This is a genomic window from Pseudomonas sp. B21-023, assembly GCF_024749165.1.
Classification (GTDB): Bacteria; Pseudomonadota; Gammaproteobacteria; order Pseudomonadales; family Pseudomonadaceae; genus Aquipseudomonas.
The window spans coordinates 2184350-2202143 of the sequence record NZ_CP087190.1 but is presented as its reverse complement, the minus strand read 5'-3'; the positions used below and the strand labels follow the sequence as shown (position 1 = coordinate 2202143).

14 protein-coding genes and 1 tRNA gene are annotated in these 17794 nt (G+C 65.0%); 8 read left to right on the top strand and 7 right to left on the bottom strand.

The genetic code is table 11. The features are described 5' to 3' along the window. The first annotated feature begins 9 nt into the window (after window positions 1–9). Together LOY42_RS10085 and nhaA are read left to right on the top strand one after the other, a co-directional pair. Window positions 10–1761: a S8 family serine peptidase gene (locus LOY42_RS10085; protein ID WP_408981069.1), complete on the top strand. Its 1752-nt coding sequence runs from the start codon at window positions 10–12 to the stop codon at window positions 1759–1761. 438 nt (window positions 1762–2199) lie between these two features. Then, window positions 2200–3402, top strand: a complete 1203-nt coding sequence (gene nhaA / locus LOY42_RS10080) for a Na+/H+ antiporter NhaA (protein WP_139670262.1) — start codon at window positions 2200–2202, stop codon at window positions 3400–3402. Window positions 3403–3434: 32 nt separating this feature from the next. On the opposite strand, the gene LOY42_RS10075 is transcribed toward nhaA, so the two are convergent. Next, window positions 3435–4850: a PLP-dependent aminotransferase family protein gene (locus LOY42_RS10075; RefSeq protein ID WP_139670260.1), complete on the bottom strand. Its 1416-nt coding sequence runs from the start codon at window positions 4848–4850 to the stop codon at window positions 3435–3437. A gap of 148 nt (window positions 4851–4998) precedes the next feature. On the opposite strand from LOY42_RS10075, the gene LOY42_RS10070 reads away from it, so the two are divergent. Beyond that, a complete protein-coding gene (locus tag LOY42_RS10070; RefSeq protein ID WP_102682888.1) occupies window positions 4999–5469 on the top strand; it encodes a RidA family protein in 471 nt (156 codons plus the stop codon). A gap of 30 nt (window positions 5470–5499) precedes the next feature. Here LOY42_RS10070 and LOY42_RS10065 read toward each other — a convergent pair whose 3' ends face one another. The 6 genes from LOY42_RS10065 to LOY42_RS10040 all read right to left on the bottom strand — a co-directional run bounded on the left by LOY42_RS10065 (window position 5500) and on the right by LOY42_RS10040 (window position 10213). Further along, window positions 5500–6264 carry an SDR family oxidoreductase gene (locus tag LOY42_RS10065; protein ID WP_258600455.1) on the bottom strand — a complete coding sequence of 255 codons (765 nt, stop codon included), beginning with the start codon at window positions 6262–6264 and terminating at the stop codon, window positions 5500–5502. Window positions 6265–6553: 289 nt separating this feature from the next. Further along, window positions 6554–6629: transfer RNA gene (locus LOY42_RS10060), tRNA-Gly, on the bottom strand. Window positions 6630–6693: 64 nt separating this feature from the next. Next, complete coding sequence (gene pgsA / locus LOY42_RS10055) at window positions 6694–7254, bottom strand: CDP-diacylglycerol--glycerol-3-phosphate 3-phosphatidyltransferase (protein WP_038706385.1); 561 nt, start codon at window positions 7252–7254, stop codon at window positions 6694–6696. 33 nt (window positions 7255–7287) lie between these two features. Beyond that, on the bottom strand, window positions 7288–9111 hold the full coding sequence (uvrC, locus tag LOY42_RS10050; RefSeq protein ID WP_102684129.1) for an excinuclease ABC subunit UvrC: 1824 nt from the start codon (window positions 9109–9111) through the stop codon (window positions 7288–7290). Window positions 9112–9121: 10 nt separating this feature from the next. Then, a complete protein-coding gene (gene uvrY / locus LOY42_RS10045) occupies window positions 9122–9760 on the bottom strand; it encodes a UvrY/SirA/GacA family response regulator transcription factor (RefSeq protein ID WP_023631421.1) in 639 nt (212 codons plus the stop codon). A gap of 63 nt (window positions 9761–9823) precedes the next feature. Continuing rightward, window positions 9824–10213 (bottom strand): helix-turn-helix domain-containing protein, encoded by a 390-nt coding sequence (locus LOY42_RS10040; protein WP_046855102.1) that lies wholly within the window; start codon window positions 10211–10213, stop codon window positions 9824–9826. Window positions 10214–10829: 616 nt separating this feature from the next. Between LOY42_RS10040 and LOY42_RS10035 the strand changes: the two genes are divergently transcribed. Genes LOY42_RS10035 through LOY42_RS10015 form a run of 5 tightly spaced genes read left to right on the top strand, consistent with a single transcriptional unit; the run spans window position 10830 to window position 17787 of the window. Next, window positions 10830–12131 (top strand): nucleotide sugar dehydrogenase, encoded by a 1302-nt coding sequence (locus LOY42_RS10035; protein ID WP_198755768.1) that lies wholly within the window; start codon window positions 10830–10832, stop codon window positions 12129–12131. A gap of 55 nt (window positions 12132–12186) precedes the next feature. Further along, window positions 12187–13719, top strand: coding sequence for a glycosyltransferase family 2 protein (locus LOY42_RS10030; protein WP_258600452.1), 1533 nt, complete (start codon window positions 12187–12189; stop codon window positions 13717–13719). 16 nt (window positions 13720–13735) lie between these two features. Then, complete coding sequence (locus LOY42_RS10025; protein ID WP_258600444.1) at window positions 13736–14887, top strand: PilZ domain-containing protein; 1152 nt, start codon at window positions 13736–13738, stop codon at window positions 14885–14887. Between the two features lie 9 nt (window positions 14888–14896). Further along, window positions 14897–16345: a tetratricopeptide repeat protein gene (locus LOY42_RS10020; RefSeq protein WP_258600442.1), complete on the top strand. Its 1449-nt coding sequence runs from the start codon at window positions 14897–14899 to the stop codon at window positions 16343–16345. Beyond that, window positions 16342–17787 carry an alginate export family protein gene (locus LOY42_RS10015; protein WP_139670116.1) on the top strand — a complete coding sequence of 482 codons (1446 nt, stop codon included), beginning with the start codon at window positions 16342–16344 and terminating at the stop codon, window positions 17785–17787. Before LOY42_RS10020 ends, LOY42_RS10015 begins: the two co-directional genes overlap by 4 nt. The last annotated feature ends 7 nt before the right edge of the window (window positions 17788–17794 follow it).

The following is a 17794-nucleotide window of genomic DNA, read 5'->3' as shown; positions in this document are numbered from 1 at the left end:
AAACCACCCATGGCCGCAGCGCTCGCCGCCTTCACCACCCTGTTCATGCTGCTCGCAGGCGCAATGGCACAGGCGTCGGAAGGCTTGCGTATCGAAAGCCTGAAACGTTGCGGTGACCTGCTGGACACCCGGCGCCAGGACTGGTGCCTGACCGTCCACGGGCTGAGCCCCCAGCCGCCGACACTGAAACTCGGCAACAAGGCGATCCCCTCCAGCGCGGTGGCGCGCGAAGGCGACCGGCTACGCCTGCGGCTGGACAGCAGCGAGCGGCAAAGCGGTCCGCTCTGGCTTGAATATGGCACGCGCACCAGCAACGCCGTATGGCTGACACTGCGCAACAGTCACGTACTGGCCGCAGGGCCAGACGAGGTGGCCAGGAACATGGACGGTCTGACCACGTATGTGAACCTGGTGAGCCTGTTGATCGAGGAGCACCATGATGGTCGTCAGGAGGCCGAACGCCTGGCAGGCAAATACGGGGCCAGCGTCGTCGGCAGCATTGCGCCGCTGAACCTCTATCAGTTGCGCCTGCCGGCACGCAATCTGGAGCAACGCGATGCCTTGGTGTTGCGCCTGGGCAGCGAGGCCAGCGTGGATGCGGTGGTGATCGAAGAGTCGGCGCCGGAACAGGCCGAACACGAACGCACGCACGCCCCGCCCGGGGACTCTGACGAGTGGGCGGCGAACCGCTTCCTCGACGCGGTCGATTTCTACCGCCGACGCCTGCCTGGGCAGCAGACTGTCCTCCAGCCACAGCCGTTGCGCATTGGGCTGATCGAGCGCGATGTCGACTTCGACAGCCCGGACTTTGTCGATTACCTCGGTGCCTGCGCCATTCCCCGCACATGCCTGTATGCCCGCGATGCCGAACAACCTGACTCTCATGGCAGCACGGTCGCCGGCATTCTTGCCGCCGGCTGGGACAATGGCGGCAACACCGGTTTCCTGCGCGGCCTGGAACCGGCCAGCGGCGGTTTCGAGGTCATCGTCGAGCGCAACTCCGATGCGGGTATCACCGCCAATATCGCGGCCTCGGTCAACCTCGTCGAGGACGGCGTGCGCGTGCTCAACTGGAGCTGGGGCATCCACCGTGTCGGTACTCGAAACGCCGAGGGTGACGAAGTCGACTCCCTGTTGCGCTCAGGCCTTGCCATGGGCGGCTATGAGGAATTGCTGGAAGAATTCTTCCTCTGGCTGCGCAAGTCGCACCCCGATGTGCTGGTGGTGAACTCCGCCGGCAATGGCTCGACCTTTGCCGGCACCGACGAATACCGCCTGCCCTCCTCGTTCATCACCGAGCAGTTGCTGGTGGTCGGCGGCCACCAGCGCGCCGAGGGTGTCGAGCGCGACGTGGACGACCCGGCCTTTGCCGTCAGGCGCAGCAGCTCGAACATGGACATGCGTGTGGACATCACCGCAGCCGCCTGCACCCACGCCTCGACCCTCGAAGCAGGGCAACCCGGCGCAGTGCATTGCGGTACCTCCTATGCCACGCCGATGGTCACGGGCCTGGTGGCGGCGATGTTGTCGATCAACCCGAACCTGCAGCCCGAACAGGTGCGCATGCTGTTGCGCCGCAGTGCCATGAGCATCGGTGACCAGCACGACTTCGAACGGATGGATGCCGAGGACCTCACCGCGCCCATCCTGCCGTCGGAGCGCAACTATCAGCTCGGTGACAAGGATGTCGGGCGGTCGGCGCGGCTGGACATGCGAAAGGCCCTCGACCTCGCGCTGAAAAGCCGTGAGCGGGTGCGCTGACAGGATTTCGATGGGCAGGTGCACAAGCATCATCAAGATAGCGGTGGTTCAAGCAGCATTGCCATCGGGTGATGGCCGATACCGCAGTGCCGTACCGTGACCTGGCAACATTTGGACGCAAAATGTTGAAGCACATCTTCGCCCGCATCGCTAGAATGGCCGCCTGGCGTGTGCTGCGTGCGCCCGGGAGCCTTCCCGAATACGGAGAACATTCATTTGTTTTCCGTGAGATCCGTCTATGTTGCACGCATGCCCCCATTCCCCATGGCCCTTCCTGCCCCGTGTCTTCACGGCGTGGGTTGCTGCGCCGCATTCCCTATCCTTCTTCTCGCCCTTCGCCGCAGTGGCCCGTACAGTCCGGAGCCAGCGTCTCGCCGTGCCCGTTGCCCGCCGCGCCACTGCCATTGCGAGGGTGATGCCATGAACGAGGACCGTTACATGACTGCATCCCTTCCAACCGTCAAGCCGCGCTCGATGCTGCGTCACCTGCTGGCCACCGAAGCGGCCGGCGGCGTATTGCTGATGTTCACCGCCGCGCTGGCCATCGTCATCGCCAACAGCCCCTGGGCCAGTGCCTACCAGCACCTGCTGCACCTGCCCGTCGGCCCGGTACTGACCGACAAACTCGGCCCGATGACCGTGCACATGTGGATCAACGATGGTTTGATGGCGATCTTCTTCCTGCTGGTGGGCCTGGAGATCAAGCGCGAGCTGGTCGACGGCCGCCTTGCCAGCTGGGAACAGCGCCGCCTGCCGGCACTGCCGGCACTGATGGGCATGGCCGTGCCGGCGCTCATCTACCTCGCGGTGGCTGGCGGTGAACCCGGGCTGTCCAACGGCTGGGCGATCCCCGCCGCCACCGACATTGCCTTCGCGGTCGGCGCCCTGGCCCTGCTCGGGCGGCATGCGCCGCTGTCGCTCAAGGTGATGCTGGTGTCGGTGGCGATCATCGACGACATGGGGGCAGTGGCGATCATCGCGGTGTTCTACACCTCGTCGCTGAACCTGCTGGCACTGGCCGCTGCCGCCGGCATCATCGCCATCCTGCTGGCCTGCAACCGCCTGCGCGTGGTCAGCCTGTGGCCCTACCTGATCGGCGTGGCCGCGCTGTGGTACGTGACCCTGCTGTCGGGCGTGCACGCCACCATCGCCGGCGTGGTCGGTGCCCTGCTGATCCCCTACAGCACAGGCAACAGCGAGGCCCGCGAGGCCAGCCCGCTGCTCAGGCTGGAGCATGGCCTGGCGCCGTGGGTCGGTTTCCTCATCGTGCCTGCTTTCGGCTTTGCCAACGCCGGCGTCTCGTTCGGCGACCTGGGCCTTGGCGACATCTTTGCCCCGCTGCCGCTGGCCATTGCCCTGGGCCTGCTGCTGGGCAAGCAGCTCGGCGTGTTCGGTGGTGTACTGCTGGCGGTCAAGACCGGCCTGGCCAGCAAACCCCAAGGCGCCAGCTGGCTGCAGATCTACGGCGTGGCGATGCTCTGTGGTATCGGCTTCACCATGAGCCTGTTCATCGGCGAACTGGCCTTCCCGGGCCAGGCCGAGAAGATCGATGCTGCCAAGATCGGCATCTTGTTGGGCTCGCTGCTATCGGCAGTGATTGCCTGCCTGATCCTGCGATTTGCGCCCAAGCAGGCCGATTGAAGTAACCCCGGGGCCCGCGCCTGCTCGACAGCTCAGTGGCTGTCGAGCAGGCGCAGAAAGGTGTCGCGGACCTTCACATTGTCACTGTGACCGACATTGAAACGCATGAACGCCCGGGCATCGGCCTGGGCGCTCAGCAAGGTGCCGGGTGACAGCACCAAACCATGTTGCAAGCCGCTCATGGCAATGGCCTCGCCATCGACACCGGCGGGTAGCCGGGCCCACAGGAACAGCCCCTCCCCTTGGCACGACGCCACCTCGCACCCTGCCTCGCGCAACCAGCCAACCACCCGCCCGCTGGCCTCATGCAGCCGGTCGACGACCCTGCGCGTATGCCGCTCATAGCTCCCTTCGGTCAGCAGGCGATGAATCACCTGCTCGGTCAGCTCGGACGTCACGCCGCCGCACTTCATCTTGAGCAGCGTCAGTTGCCCCGCCAATTCGGCGCCCACGGCCAGGTAACTGACGCGGCAATTGGCGGTGAGGGTCTTCGAGTAGCCGCAGACATAGCTGACGTTGTCCAGCCCACCCACCCCCGCCAGCCGGGGCGTTCGTTTATGCTGGATATCGCAGTACAGATCATCTTCGATGACGTGCACGCCATAGCGCTGGCATAGCTCCAGCAGGCGGTGGACCTGTGCTGCCGAAAAGGAATGCCCCGTTGGATTGTGCAAGGCACTGTTGGTCAGGTAGACCCGCGGGCGATGGGCAATCAGCAGTTGCTCGAAGGCCACGAAATCGATGCCCTCCACCGATCGCGCCACGCAAACTGGGTGGGCATCGTGGTAAGGCAGGTTGGCGCGGAAGTTGAAATAGCACGGGTCGTCGACCAAAACGCTGTCCCCGCTGCGCAGGATCAGGCGCAACAGCATGTCAACGCCTTGCATGGTGTTGGCAGTGGTGACGATCTGCTCGACCGGGACATCGATGCCCATGGTACCGAGCTTGAGGCGCAACCATTGACGCAGTGGCAGGTAGCCTGCCACCGAGCCGTACTCTCCCATGCGCAACTCGCTGGCCCGCAGGCACCCGCGCATGGCCTTGAGCAGGGTATCCACGGGCATCCATGAGGGCGGCAGGAAGCCGCAGCCGGGACGCAGCATGCCGTTGTCCGTCAGCAGTGCGTGACGGAGCACGCTCACCGGGTCCTGGGGCAGCAGATTGCGCACAGCCTCCGTGCCCATGGCCTGGGCATCGCGTGCCACATAGTGACCAGCGCCCTGGCGCGATACCACCAGCCCGCTGGCGCGCAGTCGGTCCAGGGCCTCGACCACCGTGGACTTGCTCACGCCCAACAGCTCGGTCAACTCACGAATGGGCGGCAACCGCCCCCCTGGAGCCAAAGCCCCATTGCCGATGGCTTCGGTAAAACCCTCGGCAATCTGCTGCACCAGCGGTTGCCCCGACTGGAGTTTGATCGCGGCGATCACGGCGCGCTGTTGCTGCATTGTACTGGTCGTCCCGGCAGTAAAGTTCAGAGGTTTCCATCCGAAGTTGCCCTGCCCCTGCGGCCAGCGCCCATCTACTATGCATCGGCATCCGGCTTACGCCTAGCGCATACCGCCCCGAGGCCATGAAGAGACCGAGAAGCGCCCTATGTCCCGTGAAGCACAGTTTGCCGCGATACTTGATCAGCTGGGTTACACCTTCGAAGCAGGGTTGAAACTCGGTGGCGACTACGCCGCCACCGTGCGCCATGAAGGCGTTGTGTACGTCAGCGGGCAGATCCCGCGCATTGACGAAGAGGTGATCCACCCCGGCCGGGTGGGGAGCGAAGTCAGCCTGAAGGATGCACGCACCGCGGCCATGGTCAGCGCCCTGCGCTGCCTGGCATTGGTGCGTGAACGGGTTGGCTCACTGGATAACATCCGCGCCATCCTGCGCATGACCGTGTTCGTGCAGTCGGCCGAAGCGTTCACCCGGCAGAGCGAGGTGGCCAACGGTGCTTCGCAGGTCTTGTACAGTGTGTTTGGCGAAGCCGGCGCTCATACACGAACTTCGGTCGGCGTGCTCAGGCTGCCGAAGAATGCCCCCGTGGAAATCGACCTGATCGCCGCGGTGACGTAATGATCCAGCCATGGCACGCTACCGTCCGCCTCAGCCGCGCACCACCGATACCCCGCCATCCACCACCATCGCCGACCCGGTCATGAAGCTTGATGCGTCCGAGGCCAGGAACAGTGCCGCCTCGGCGATTTCCTCCGGCCTGGCCAGGCGTTTGAGGGCGTGCAAGCCTTCGACATGGGTCTGGGCCTCGGGGCTGCTCATCACACTGCGACCCATCGGTGTGTCGGTACCGCCCGGCAGCAACGCATTGGCGCGTATACCCCGGGCGCCCTGCTCCGCCGCGATGACCTGGACCAGGCCGACCAGGCCTGCCTTGCTGGCCGCGTAAGCGGCCATGCCCGGCATGCCCACCGTGTGGCCGACGAAGGTCGAGGTGAAGATCAGCGAGCCACCGCCACGGGCCAGCAGCGCCGGGATCTGTGCCTGGGCGCAGAGGAAAGCGCTGGTCAGGTTGGTGTGCAAGGTATGTTGCCAGGCGTCCAGCGTCAGCTCGGGAACAGCAGCCAGCTCACCGAGGGTGCCTGCATTGTTGAGGGCGATATCCAGGCCACCGAAGCGAGACACCGCCGTGTCCACCAGTTCCCTGGCCAGCGCCGCATCGGTGATGTCACCGGCCACCGTAAAGACCCGACCGTGTCCGGCTGCCGTGATCTCCGCCGCCAACTGCTCGAGCTCGACCTGGCGCCGCGCTGTAAGCACCAGGTTGGCGCCGTGCCGGGCGAACAATTTCGCCGCCGCACGGCCGATGCCGGAGCTGGCACCGGTGACGATTGCCACTTTGCCTGCCAGTTGCATGATCTGTACCTCGTCCTGAAGGTGATTTGCAGGGTGCGCGGGTACTATCGGGTGCGGTACGGGGGGATGCTCTCCGTTTCTTGCGGACTGAGATCAGCCGGCAACAATGTCGGAAGATCGACGAGGCAGGGTGATCCACTGGCCGAGTGACAACCCAGGCTGCTGATTCGGGGGAAAATGGAATACGGCGAGCAGGAACGCTACTTGCTCCAAGCCAAATCCCAGGCACAAAAAAAGAGGCCTTTCGGCCTCTTCTTTGTGATCCCAGCGACGCACTGCGGATCGAATTTGGAGCGGGAAACGAGACTCGAACTCGCGACCCCGACCTTGGCAAGGTCGTGCTCTACCAACTGAGCTATTCCCGCGTCGTGATGGGTGCCATTCTAGCGATTTACAGAACGGCGTCAACCCCTTGATTCAAAAAAACTTTTACTTCTGCTCCGAACCTTCGCGCAGGTGCGGCCAGGCGGCCACCAGGTAGTGCACCATCGACACCAGGGTCAGCCCCGCCGCCACCAGCAGCAACCCGTAGCCCAGCACCACCCAGAAGGTCAGCAACGGCGGGTTGGCCAGCAGGATCACCAGCGCCAGCATCTGCGCGGCGGTCTTCCACTTGCCCAGGTTCGACACCGCCACATGGGCGCGGGCGCCGAGTTCGGCCATCCACTCGCGCAGCGCCGAGACCACGATCTCGCGGCCAATGATCACCGCCGCCGGCAGCGTCAGCCAGAAGTTGGCGTGCACCTGCACCAGCAGCACCAGGGCCACGGCGACCATCAATTTGTCGGCCACCGGGTCGAGGAAGGCGCCGAACGGGGTGCTCTGCTGCAGCCGACGCGCCAGGTAGCCGTCGAGCCAGTCGGTGGCGGCGGCGATGGCGAACACCGTGCTGGCGGCCATGTAGCTCCAGTGATAGGGCACATAGAACAGCAGGATGAAGATCGGGATGAGCAGGACGCGTAGAACGGTGAGCAGGTTTGGAATATTCATCGGTACGACTGGCTGCGAGTTGAACCCGGCATTCTACTCGCTATGCAGGCTGGCATAAATCGACTCGGCAAGCTTTTTACTGATGCCGGGGGCCTTGGCGATCTCGTCGACACTGGCGCGGTTGAGCTCCTGCAGGCCGCCGAAATGTTTCAGCAGGTCGCGGCGGCGCTTGGGCCCTACCCCGGCGACGTCCTCCAGGCTCGAGGTGCGCCGGGCCTTGCCGCGCCGGGCGCGGTGGCCGGTGATGGCGAAGCGGTGGGCTTCGTCGCGGATCTGCTGGATCAGGTGCAGGGCTGGCGAGTCGCCCTTGAGGGTGAACTCGTGGGCCACATCGTTCAGGTAGAGCGTCTCGAAACCGGCCTTGCGGGTCACGCCCTTGGCCACCCCGAGCAGGGTGAGATCGGTAAGGCCGAGCTCCTGCATTACCTCGCGGGCCATGTTCAACTGGCCCTTGCCGCCGTCCACCAGCAGTACGTCGGGCAGCTTGCCCTCGCCGTCCTTGATCCGCCCGTAACGGCGCATCAGCGCCTGGTGCATGGCGGCATAGTCGTCGCCGGCGGTGACGCCTTCGATGTTGAAGCGGCGGTAATCGGATTTGAGCGGGCCTTCCGGGCCGAACACCACGCAGCTGGCCACGGTGGCCTCGCCGCTGGAGTGGCTGATGTCGTAGCACTCCAGGCGCTGCGGCACTTCGTCCAGGCCCAGTACCTGGGCCAGCGCTTCGAAGCGGGCGGCCATGTGCTGGCGATTGGCCAGGCGGGCGTTGAGAGCCTGCTCGGCGTTGGTCACCGCCAGTTGCTGCCAGCGCGCCCGGGTGCCGCGCACCCGGTGGCTGATGCTCAGCTCGCGGCCGCGCAGGGTCTGCACCGCCTCGCTGATGGCGGCGAAGTCGTCATGCACCACGTTGACGATCAGCTCGCCCGGCAGCTCGCGCTCGGCGTTGCCGAGGTAGTACTGGGAAAGGAACGCGGCCATGACCTCGGCCACCTCCTCCTCGATGCCCACCTGGGGGAAGAAGTTCTTGCTGCCCAGCACCCGGCCGCCACGCACGCTGATCAGATGCACGCAGGCACCGCCCGGGTTGACGAAAGCCGCCACCACGTCGACATCACCGGAGCCGCCTTCCATGTACTGCTGGTCCTGGACCCGGCGCAACAGGGCGATCTGGTCGCGCAGCTCGGCGGCCTTCTCGAAATTCAGGGCCATGGCGGCCTTTTCCATCTCGGCGTTGAGCTCGTTGCCCAACTGCTGGCTGCGACCCTCGAGGAACATCACCGAGTGACGCACGTCCTCGGCGTATTCCTCGGGCGTCACCAGGCCCACGCACGGCCCCTTGCAGCGTTTGATCTGGTACTGCAGGCACGGGCGGGTGCGGTTGGCGTAGTAGCTGTCTTCGCACTGGCGCACCGAGAACGCCTTTTGCAGCAGGCTCAGGCTCTCGCGAATGGCGCCGGCGCTGGGGTACGGGCCGAAGTAGCGGCCCTTGGCTTTCTTCGCGCCGCGGTGGATACCCAGGCGTGGGAATTCCCCGTCGGACAGGAACACGTACGGGTAGGACTTATCGTCGCGCAGCAGGATGTTGTAGGGCGGCCGCCATTCCTTGATCAGCGTCTGCTCAAGCAGCAGCGCCTCGGTTTCGTTGGCGGTGATGGTGGTCTCGACCTGGGCGATGCGCCCCACCAGGGCAGCCGTCTTCGGCGCCAGCCCCGTCTTGCGGAAATAGCTGGCCAGGCGTTTCTTGAGGTTCTTGGCCTTGCCCACGTACAGCAGGCGAGCGTCGCCGTCGAACATCCGGTACACGCCCGGGCGACCACTGCAGGTCGCCAGGAACGCGCTTGCATCAAAAGGTTGTGACATGAGGTGTGCTTTACAGACTTGCGTCGACCATACCGTGGCGGACGGCCAGCAACGTCAGTTCGACGTCACTGGTGACCGAGAGTTTTTCGAAGATTCGATAACGGTAAGTATTGACGGTCTTGGGTGACAGACACAACTTGTCAGAGATGATCTGCACCTTCTGACAACCGACGATCATCAGCGCAATCTGTATTTCCCGTTCGGACAACGCATCGAACGGCGACCCCTGGGGCTGAAATGACTTGAGTGCCAGCTGCTGGGCAATCTGCGGGCTGATGTAGCGCTGGCCGGCGAAGGCCAGGCGGATGGCCTGGACCATCTCGTCGAGCCCGGCGCCCTTGGTCAGGTAGCCCGCGGCACCCGCCTGCAACAGGCGGGTGGGAAACGGATCTTCCTCGCACACGGTCACCGCGACCACTTTGGTGTCCGGATGACTGCGCAGCAGTTTGCGCGTTGCCTCCAGGCCGCCGATCCCTGGCATCTTCACGTCCATCAGCACCACGTCCGGCTTGAGCTCGCGTGCCAGTTTGAGGGCGGACTCGCCAGAGTCCGCCTCCCCCACCACCTGCAGCCCATCGATGTCGGCCAACATGCGTGTGATGCCGGTACGCACCAGATCGTGATCGTCGACCACCAGGACCCTAATCAAGCAGACACCTCGTCAGTGGGGCGATTGGATCCCGCCACCTTAACAAAATTTTTCACAACGAACCTAGCGCAAAGCGTCATGGAAATATGCCTGACGGTCAGGCCGGCGCATGCGCAGCCCTTCATGGCCACCTTCTTCACCCGCGAGGCGGTTGAGCAGGTGCCACACCGCAGCCTGGTCGGCCGACGGCAGGCGGCGAAAGGCGCCTAGCAGGCGGTTCTCATCCGAGGTGAGGCTGTCCAGGGGCGCAGGGGTGTGCACGCCGCTCAGCACATACAGCGCATCCACCCCCCGGCTGGCCACCGCCGCGAGGTAGTCCATGCGCGGCGTGCGTTCGCCGCTTTCGTACTTGCCCTGGGCGTTGGGCTCGACACCGCCGATATCGCCAAATATGCGCTGGGTCAGCCCCAGGCGTTCGCGCTCTTCTCTGAGTCGCGGCCCAAATCCGTTCATCTGCTTGCCTCCTTTGCATGAATGGAAGAAAGGTGCATCCCGCACCCGAGTGAATGTCTGCACAATCGACCGGCACTATGCCAATTGGATCCAATCGTTGCAAGCCATCATTGCGCCATGGGCCGAATTGAGGGGGGACAACCCCGGGCTCGCAACGTGACGCGTAAATACGTCCTAGAGCAGGGTTGCCCACGATGGCGCAAAGGAAAACCAAGCCATATTTAACTATCGAGCAGATGAACAAAGAGTCGAACAAGCACCTGCGAGAAAACCCTTCAGATCAGTTCAAGAGGACGAAAATCACCATTTTTGGCGTCATTTTATCGACACAAACAGGGATGTAAATTTTTTGACGCCCAACTTATATCAAACTTTAACTTATTGATTTAAAAGTAATTTTTAACTTTCACGCAAAGAAAAATCACTAAAAACAACACAGGAAGTGATAAAGCTTGCCGAACTTTCAGAAAACTCCTTAGGATGTAAAAAGACCACCACGAAACAGCCTGTACCGCTACCTATCTAGCGCGGCTTGATTCTGCGCGTCTGGCATTTGCGTAACTTCTTGAACTGAGTATCTCGGCCGGCCTTGCGCCGCGCCTGGGGAGAGGGATCTATGAACATCAGTATCTTCGGACTTGGCTATGTGGGGGCGGTTTGCGCCGGTTGCCTGTCGGCACGCGGACACCAGGTGCTGGGGGTGGACGTCGCCCAGGCAAAGATCGACATGATCAACCAGGGTCGCTCGCCCATCGTCGAGCCGGGCCTGGAGCAACTGCTGCTCGACGGTGTGCGCCAGGGGCGCCTGCGCGGCACCACCGATGTGCAAGCGGCGATCCTGGCCACCGAGCTGTCGCTGCTGTGCGTCGGTACCCCGAGCAAGGCCAATGGCGACCTCGACCTGGTGTACATGGAGGCGGTGTGCCGCGAGATCGGCGCGGCCCTGCGCGACAAGGCCAGCCGCCACACCGTGGTGGTGCGCAGCACGGTACTGCCGGGCACGGTGAAGAACGTGGTCATTCCGCTGCTCGAACAGGCCTCGGGCAAGCAGGCCGGGCGCGACTTTGGCGTGGCGGTCAACCCGGAGTTCCTGCGCGAGAGCACGGCGATCCAGGACTACGACTTCCCGGCCATGACCGTGATCGGCGAACTCGACAGCCGTTCCGGCGACCTGCTCGCCTCGCTGTACCAGGGCCTGGACGCCCCGGTGATCCGCAAGCCGATCGAGGTCGCCGAACTGATCAAGTACACCTGCAACGTCTGGCACGCCACCAAGGTCAGCTTCGCCAACGAGATCGGCAACATCGCCAAGGCCTCCGGGGTCGATGGCCGCGAAGTGATGGACGTGGTCTGCCAGGACTACAAGCTCAACCTGTCGCGCTACTACCTGCGCCCGGGCTTCGCCTTTGGCGGTTCGTGCCTGCCCAAGGACGTGCGCGCCCTCACCTACCGCGCCAGCCAGCTTGACGTGGCGCACCCGTTGCTCGCCTCGATCATGGCCAGCAACCGCAATCAGGTGCGACACGCCTTCGACCTGGTGACCCGGGCCGGCAAGCGCCGCATCGCCCTGCTGGGGCTCGCGTTCAAAGCCAACAGCGACGACCTGCGCGAAAGCCCGCTGGTGACATTGGCCGAGCAACTGATCGGAAAGGGCTATGACCTGCGCATCTTCGACGCCAACGTCGACCATGCCCGGCAGTTCGGCGCCAACCGCCAGTACATCGAACAGCAGATCCCCCACGTTAGCGCCCTGCTGCGCAGCGACCTGCAACAGGTGATCGACGAAGCCGAGCTGATCGTGCTGGGCAACAACGACGAGCGCTTCGTGCAGGCGCTCGACGCCGGCAAGCCGGTGATCGACTTGGTCGGCTTCATGGCCGGCGGCAGCGACGCCCGACACCACGGCATCTGCTGGTAAGGCACGCCGACGCCCGCCGTCGCGGCGGGCCCCGACCCCAAGGAGCTACAGCGCCATGGAACGACAGCAACAGCGGCCCTACGCGGCCCCGGGCTACCTGCGCGCGGCCGCTGCCTTCTGCGCCTGGGCGCTGCTCGCCGGACTGATCACACTGGCCGCACAGATGGTCGCGCCGCAGTACCTGGACCCAGGCCATCACCAGTTCATCTTCATCATCGGCACCTTGGGCATGTGGCGCTACGGCAACGCCATCGTCCATTACCTGCGCGGCATGTACTTCCTGCACTGGCGCTTCCCGCGCCTGCGCCGCCGGGTCGAGCGGCTGGGCGACGCGGCATTGCCATCGCACATGTTCATGGTGGTGACCAGCTTTCGCATCCCCACCCACACCACCTTCAAGGTGTACCAGTCGGTGTTCCAGGAGGTGCAACGACTCAAGGTGCCGTGCACGGTGATCGCCTCGATCGTCGAGAAAGGTGACGAGCAGTTCATCAAGGACATCATGCGCGACGAGGTGCAGGGCCGCGACGACATCCGCCTGGTCATCGTCCGCGCCCGCGGCACCGGCAAGCGCGATGGCCTGGCCCACGCCTTCCGTGCCCTGTCGCGGCAGATGCCGCTGGAAGATGCGGTAGTCGGCGTGGTCGACGGCGACACCATGATGCTGCCCGGCTGCGTCGAGCGGGCGGTCAAGCTGTTCGCCGTGCTGCCCGACGTCGGTGGCCTGACCACCAATGAGTTCTGCGAAGTCGAGGGCAGCCGCTGGATGCGCCAATGGCACTCGATGCGTTTCGTGCAGCGGCACATCAACATGTGCTCGATGGCCCTGTCGCATCGGGTGCTGACCCTGACCGGGCGGCTGTCGTTCTTCCGCGCCGGGGTGATGACCGACCCAGCCTTCATCCGCGACGTCGAGGCGGACTTTCTCGAGCACTGGCGCCTGGGACGCTTCCAGTTCCTCACCGGCGACGACAAGTCCAGCTGGTTGAGCCTGATGCGCGCCGGTTGGGACACCTTCTACGTGCCCGACAGCCACACCCTGACCGTCGAGCACCCACCCAGTGACAGCTTCTGGGTCGCCACCCGCCAGTTGATGTTCCGCTGGTACGGCAACTCGCTGCGGCAGAACTTCCGCGCCACTGCCCTGCTCGGCCGCGCGCGCCTGGGGCTGTTCACGCTGTACGTGCTGCTCGACCAGCGGGTGTCGATGTGGACCTGCCTGATGGGCCTGACCGCCTCGGTGGTGGCGGGCCTGGTGTTCGGTATCCAGTACCTGCTGGTGTACCTGTTCTGGGTGCTGCTCTCGCGCAGCCTGGTGACCGTGCTGTTCATCTTCGCCGGGCACCCGGTCAGCCCGATGTACCCCTTCGTTCTCTATTACAACCAGATCGTCGGCTCGCTGATGAAGGTCTACGCGATGTTCCACATGGACCAGCAACGCTGGACGCGGCAGAAGACCACCCTGGCCACCGGCAGCGTCGACTTCGACGCCAGCCTCAACCGCTGGTCCTCGAAGGCGATGCTGTGCTCCTCGATCGCCATCTTCTTCGGGGTCATCACCGTGCTTCTAGAACTCACGCAACGTTAAGGAAAGGCGCCTGCACATGAGTACTTCCAATACCCCCGCGGCCCCGGCCAACATTGTCCACGAAGCCATCGACGAGCGTCAGTACGTGCGCACCCGCATGAACGCCCGTGTACGCCTGCGCGGCGCCGTGGGCGAGCCATTCGAAGCGGACCTTGCCGACATCTCGCTCGGCGGCATCGGCCTGCTGCACGAAGCGCCGTTGACCATCGGCGCGCTGTACGACGCGTCGATCCAGCTGCGTCTGAACCAGGTCGACCTGGCGATCGAAGGCAAGGTGCGCATCGTCTCCCAGCGCGGCAAGGAGGTCGGCGCCCAGTTCGTCGACCTCGACGCACAAAAACGCGACATCCTGCGCTACCTGATCAGCGCCTACCTGTCGGGCGAGATTGCCGACATCAACGGCCTGTTCAACGTGATGCAGCGGGAAAACTACATCAAGGCGCGCAAGCACCAGCAAGCCCGCGCGCGCACGCCGGGCGAGCGCCTCAAGGCCATCGCCGGCACCGCGCTGTACACCGCCGCCGGCCTGGCCGCGCTGGGCTTCGTCGGCTACAAGGGCTACCTGCTGTTCTTCCGCATCCCGGCACTGCAGGCCACGGTGGCGAGCAACGCCCAGGTCATCAGCATGCCGGACAACGGCTACGTGAAGTACCTGCTGCCCGCCGGTGCGAGCGAAGTGCAGGCCGGCCAGCCACTGGCGAACATCTCCACCCAGCTGGCCACCAGCTTCACCAGCCCGGCGGACATGAAAGCCCTGGCCGACCTCGCCCCGGGCGACCTGCAGGCGTTGTTGGGCCGCGCCAGCGTCGAGACGGTGATCAACAGCCCGTGCGACTGCCAGGTCTGGTACCCATCGCAACCGCTGGATGGTTACGGCTACAAGGCCGCGCCGATGATGCACCTGCTGCCCAAGGGCGAGGCCATGTTCGTGCGCGCCAACGTGCCGTTCGACAAGCTCGCCGATGTCAGCCGCGTGCGCTCGGTGGACATGCAGGTGTTCGGCCTCGACCAGCACTTCAGCGGCAAGGTGGTGGACGCCCGCTCCGACGAGCTGAACCACAACCTGGCGCTGACCATCCAGCCGGACAGCCCGCTGCCGGCGGCGGCCTACCAGAAGGCCGTGGCGGTCGACCTGTACCTGGGCCTGCCGTTCGGCAGCGCCAACTGAGGGCCGGTCATGAACGCCAAGAACGCCCCGCGCCTGCTGCTGGCCGGCTTCGGCCTGGTCTGGGCCGGCAGCGGCTGGGCCGGGCAGAGCCTGGAGCAGATCCGCTACGCGCTGTACAAGGACCCGGGCGCCGACGTCACGAGCGACCTGCGCGCCCTCGCCGAGCGTGGCGACCTGGCCTCCAAGCAGTTGCTCGGCGATGTGCTGGCCAACAGCGACAGTGCCAACCGCCAGGACATCGTGAGCCTGTACCAGGAGGCCTTCGCCGACGGTCACGGCCAGATCCCGGCGCTGGCCTCGCTGGCGCGCCTGCTCGACCGCACGCCGCGCCTGCAACGCAGTCACGAAGGATGGGTACGCCAGGCCCTGGCCCGCTACCCCAATGACCGTGACCCACGCAGCACCAGCACCAGCCTGGAGGTGTTCCTGGTCTATCCGCAGCTGTTCCCCGGCGAGCGCGCCGCCGAACTGCTGGCGCTGTACGAACAGAGCTGCCTGCTCAACTGCCGCCCGGAGCTGTACCACGCCGTGGTCGCCGAGCGCCGGGGCGACCGCGCCGCGGCCGAGCGCTGGTACCAGCAGGCGGCACGCATTGACCCGCGCGGCATCGAGCGCTACTACCGCTTCCTCGGCGAGCGCCAGGACCCGGCCTTCCTCGCCTTCGCCCGCAGCCTGGAGCCAGAGATGGCCAGCCTGCCGGTGGAGGTGGTGCAGCGCATCGGCGCGCTGCTGGACAGTATCCATGGCATCACCCGCGCCGAACTGGACGCCGAACGCGAACAGCGCCAGGGCCGCGCCATGGGCGCCAAGGTCGAGCCGACGGCCGAGCAACTGGCCCGCGACAAGGCCGACGACCAGCTGCGCGCCAACGGCATCGCCGAGGCCCAGCGCTGGCTGGACAACGCCGTCGCCCGTGGCTACCTGCCGGCGCTGGTGGCCAAGGCCAACTTCATGATCTCCAACCCCACCGAGCACAACGCCGAGCAGGCCCAGGCGCTGATCACCCAGGTAAGGGCCAAGGACCCGACCCGCGCCAAGGCATTGGATGCCCAGTTCTACATGGTCAATAACTGGCTGACCCTGGACCCGTACAAGGCCCATGTACTGATCAACGAGCTGATCGCCGCCCACTACCCGGACGCCCGCCTGCTCCTGGGTGACCTTTACAGCAAGGGCGGCCTCGACCAGCCCGACCAGGAGCGCGCCCTGGCCATCTGGCGGCAACAGGCAGAGCAGGGTTCGACCGCCGCCTGGTACCGCATGGCCACCGTGCACCTGCGCGGCCGTGCGATCTGCCACGACCCGGTCAAGGCCTACACCTACGCCCGCATCGCCCTCGACCTCGGCGAGACCCGCGCCCGTGGCCTGATCAAGCGGCTGGACAAGACCTTGCCCAAGGATGACATCGAGCGCGCCCTGGCCGTGCGCAACGATCTGTTGAAGGAGCCCACCCTGTGAAAGCGCACCCACCCCTGCTCGGCGCCCTGCTCGCCCTGGCGCCGCTGACGGTGCTGGCAGCCGAGGAAGTCACCGGCCCCGAGGCCGACAGCAGCGCGCCGATACGCGTCGCGACCGTTGACGGCAGCGAGCCGGTGATCACTTCAGAGTTCTTCAACAAGCTCACCCTGCAGACCGGCTACGGGCCGCAGGACTCCCAGGTCGGCCGCGACCGCGAGAGTTTCTACAGCCTGCGCTACGAGCCGTCGTTCGCCTGGTACTCGCCGGAAAAGCGCTGGGCCAGGTGGATGGTCTATGGCCGCTTGTGGCTGAACTACGACTCCAGCCAGTCGAGCAACCTGGCCAACGAGTCGACCAACAACAATGCCCGCGAACAACCCGAGGGCTGGTACGCCGAACTGCGCGAGCTGTACGTCAAGCGCAACCTCATCGGCGACGACCCGCGCTTCTCGCTGTCGTTCGGCCGCCAACGTTTCGCCGACGACTACGGCATCTGGTGGGACGACAGCCTGGAGTCGGTGCGCTTCGACTATCAGGACACCTTCTCCGACGCATTCGTCGCACTCGGGCAGAAATTCCACAACTACAACACCGACGTCAATTCGCTGGCCGCGAGCGAAGAGCGCACGCTGTATCTGATGGGCCAGTACGCCTATCGCTGGAGCCCGAACAACCAGGTCGGGGTGCGCCTGATGCAGGAGAACGACCGCAGCGACCACGACGTCGACGATCGCTACGACTTCAAGGGCTGGCGCTACGGACTGTTCTTCAAGGGCGACAACCTGCCCCTGGCCACCGACTACCACCTGGAACTGGCGGCCCTGGACGGCAAGATGGACAACACCGCCGGCAACGGCGTCACCCGCACCGGCCACACCAGCAAAGGCTGGGCGGCGCTGGGCGAGGTCGGCAAGCGCTTCGAGACGCTGCCCTGGACCCCGCGCCTGGCGTTGCGCGGCGGCCTGACCGACAAGCCGGACGACGACAACGACGGCTTCCGCCTCAACCCGATCCAGTCCGACCGCATCACCCGCCAGGGCTCGTACAGCACGCGCCTGACCAGTGCGTTCGTCGCCCTCGACCTGCGCAACCTGAGCTACTACGGCTTCGCCCTGGAAACCCGCCCCACCGCGCGCAGCGCCCTGGACCTGCGGGTGACCCAGCTCAACCTGCGCGACGAGAGCGGCGCGCTGCCGATCCGCATGGCCGCCGATGCCCGCGCCCGACGCCAGAGCGAACTGAACGCCGGGCTGCACGGCAAGGGCGACAACGTCGGCCAGATGATCGACCTCAACTACTACTGGAAGATGTTCCCGGTAGCCCTCGACGGCAAGCACCTGGACGTCAACACCCTGGTCAGCGCCAGCTACCTCAACGCAGGCAGCGCGCTGGACAGCGGTGACGACTACCAGCTGAGTGTCGGCGTGGTGATCAGCTACTAAGGACGAG

What these genes read in the sequence shown, in the direction of transcription:
- LOY42_RS10085 (WP_408981069.1), top strand. Translation starts at nt 10, where the DNA reads ATGGCCGCAGCGCTCGCCGCCTTCACCACCCTGTTCATGCTGCTCGCA.
- nhaA (WP_139670262.1), top strand. Translation starts at nt 2,200, where the DNA reads ATGACTGCATCCCTTCCAACCGTCAAGCCGCGCTCGATGCTGCGTCAC.
- LOY42_RS10075 (WP_139670260.1), bottom strand. Translation starts at nt 4,850, where the DNA reads ATGCAGCAACAGCGCGCCGTGATCGCCGCGATCAAACTCCAGTCGGGG.
- LOY42_RS10070 (WP_102682888.1), top strand. Translation starts at nt 4,999, where the DNA reads ATGTCCCGTGAAGCACAGTTTGCCGCGATACTTGATCAGCTGGGTTAC.
- LOY42_RS10065 (WP_258600455.1), bottom strand. Translation starts at nt 6,264, where the DNA reads ATGCAACTGGCAGGCAAAGTGGCAATCGTCACCGGTGCCAGCTCCGGC.
- pgsA (WP_038706385.1), bottom strand. Translation starts at nt 7,254, where the DNA reads ATGAATATTCCAAACCTGCTCACCGTTCTACGCGTCCTGCTCATCCCG.
- uvrC (WP_102684129.1), bottom strand. Translation starts at nt 9,111, where the DNA reads ATGTCACAACCTTTTGATGCAAGCGCGTTCCTGGCGACCTGCAGTGGT.
- LOY42_RS10040 (WP_046855102.1), bottom strand. Translation starts at nt 10,213, where the DNA reads ATGAACGGATTTGGGCCGCGACTCAGAGAAGAGCGCGAACGCCTGGGG.
- LOY42_RS10035 (WP_198755768.1), top strand. Translation starts at nt 10,830, where the DNA reads ATGAACATCAGTATCTTCGGACTTGGCTATGTGGGGGCGGTTTGCGCC.
- LOY42_RS10030 (WP_258600452.1), top strand. Translation starts at nt 12,187, where the DNA reads ATGGAACGACAGCAACAGCGGCCCTACGCGGCCCCGGGCTACCTGCGC.
- LOY42_RS10025 (WP_258600444.1), top strand. Translation starts at nt 13,736, where the DNA reads ATGAGTACTTCCAATACCCCCGCGGCCCCGGCCAACATTGTCCACGAA.
- LOY42_RS10020 (WP_258600442.1), top strand. Translation starts at nt 14,897, where the DNA reads ATGAACGCCAAGAACGCCCCGCGCCTGCTGCTGGCCGGCTTCGGCCTG.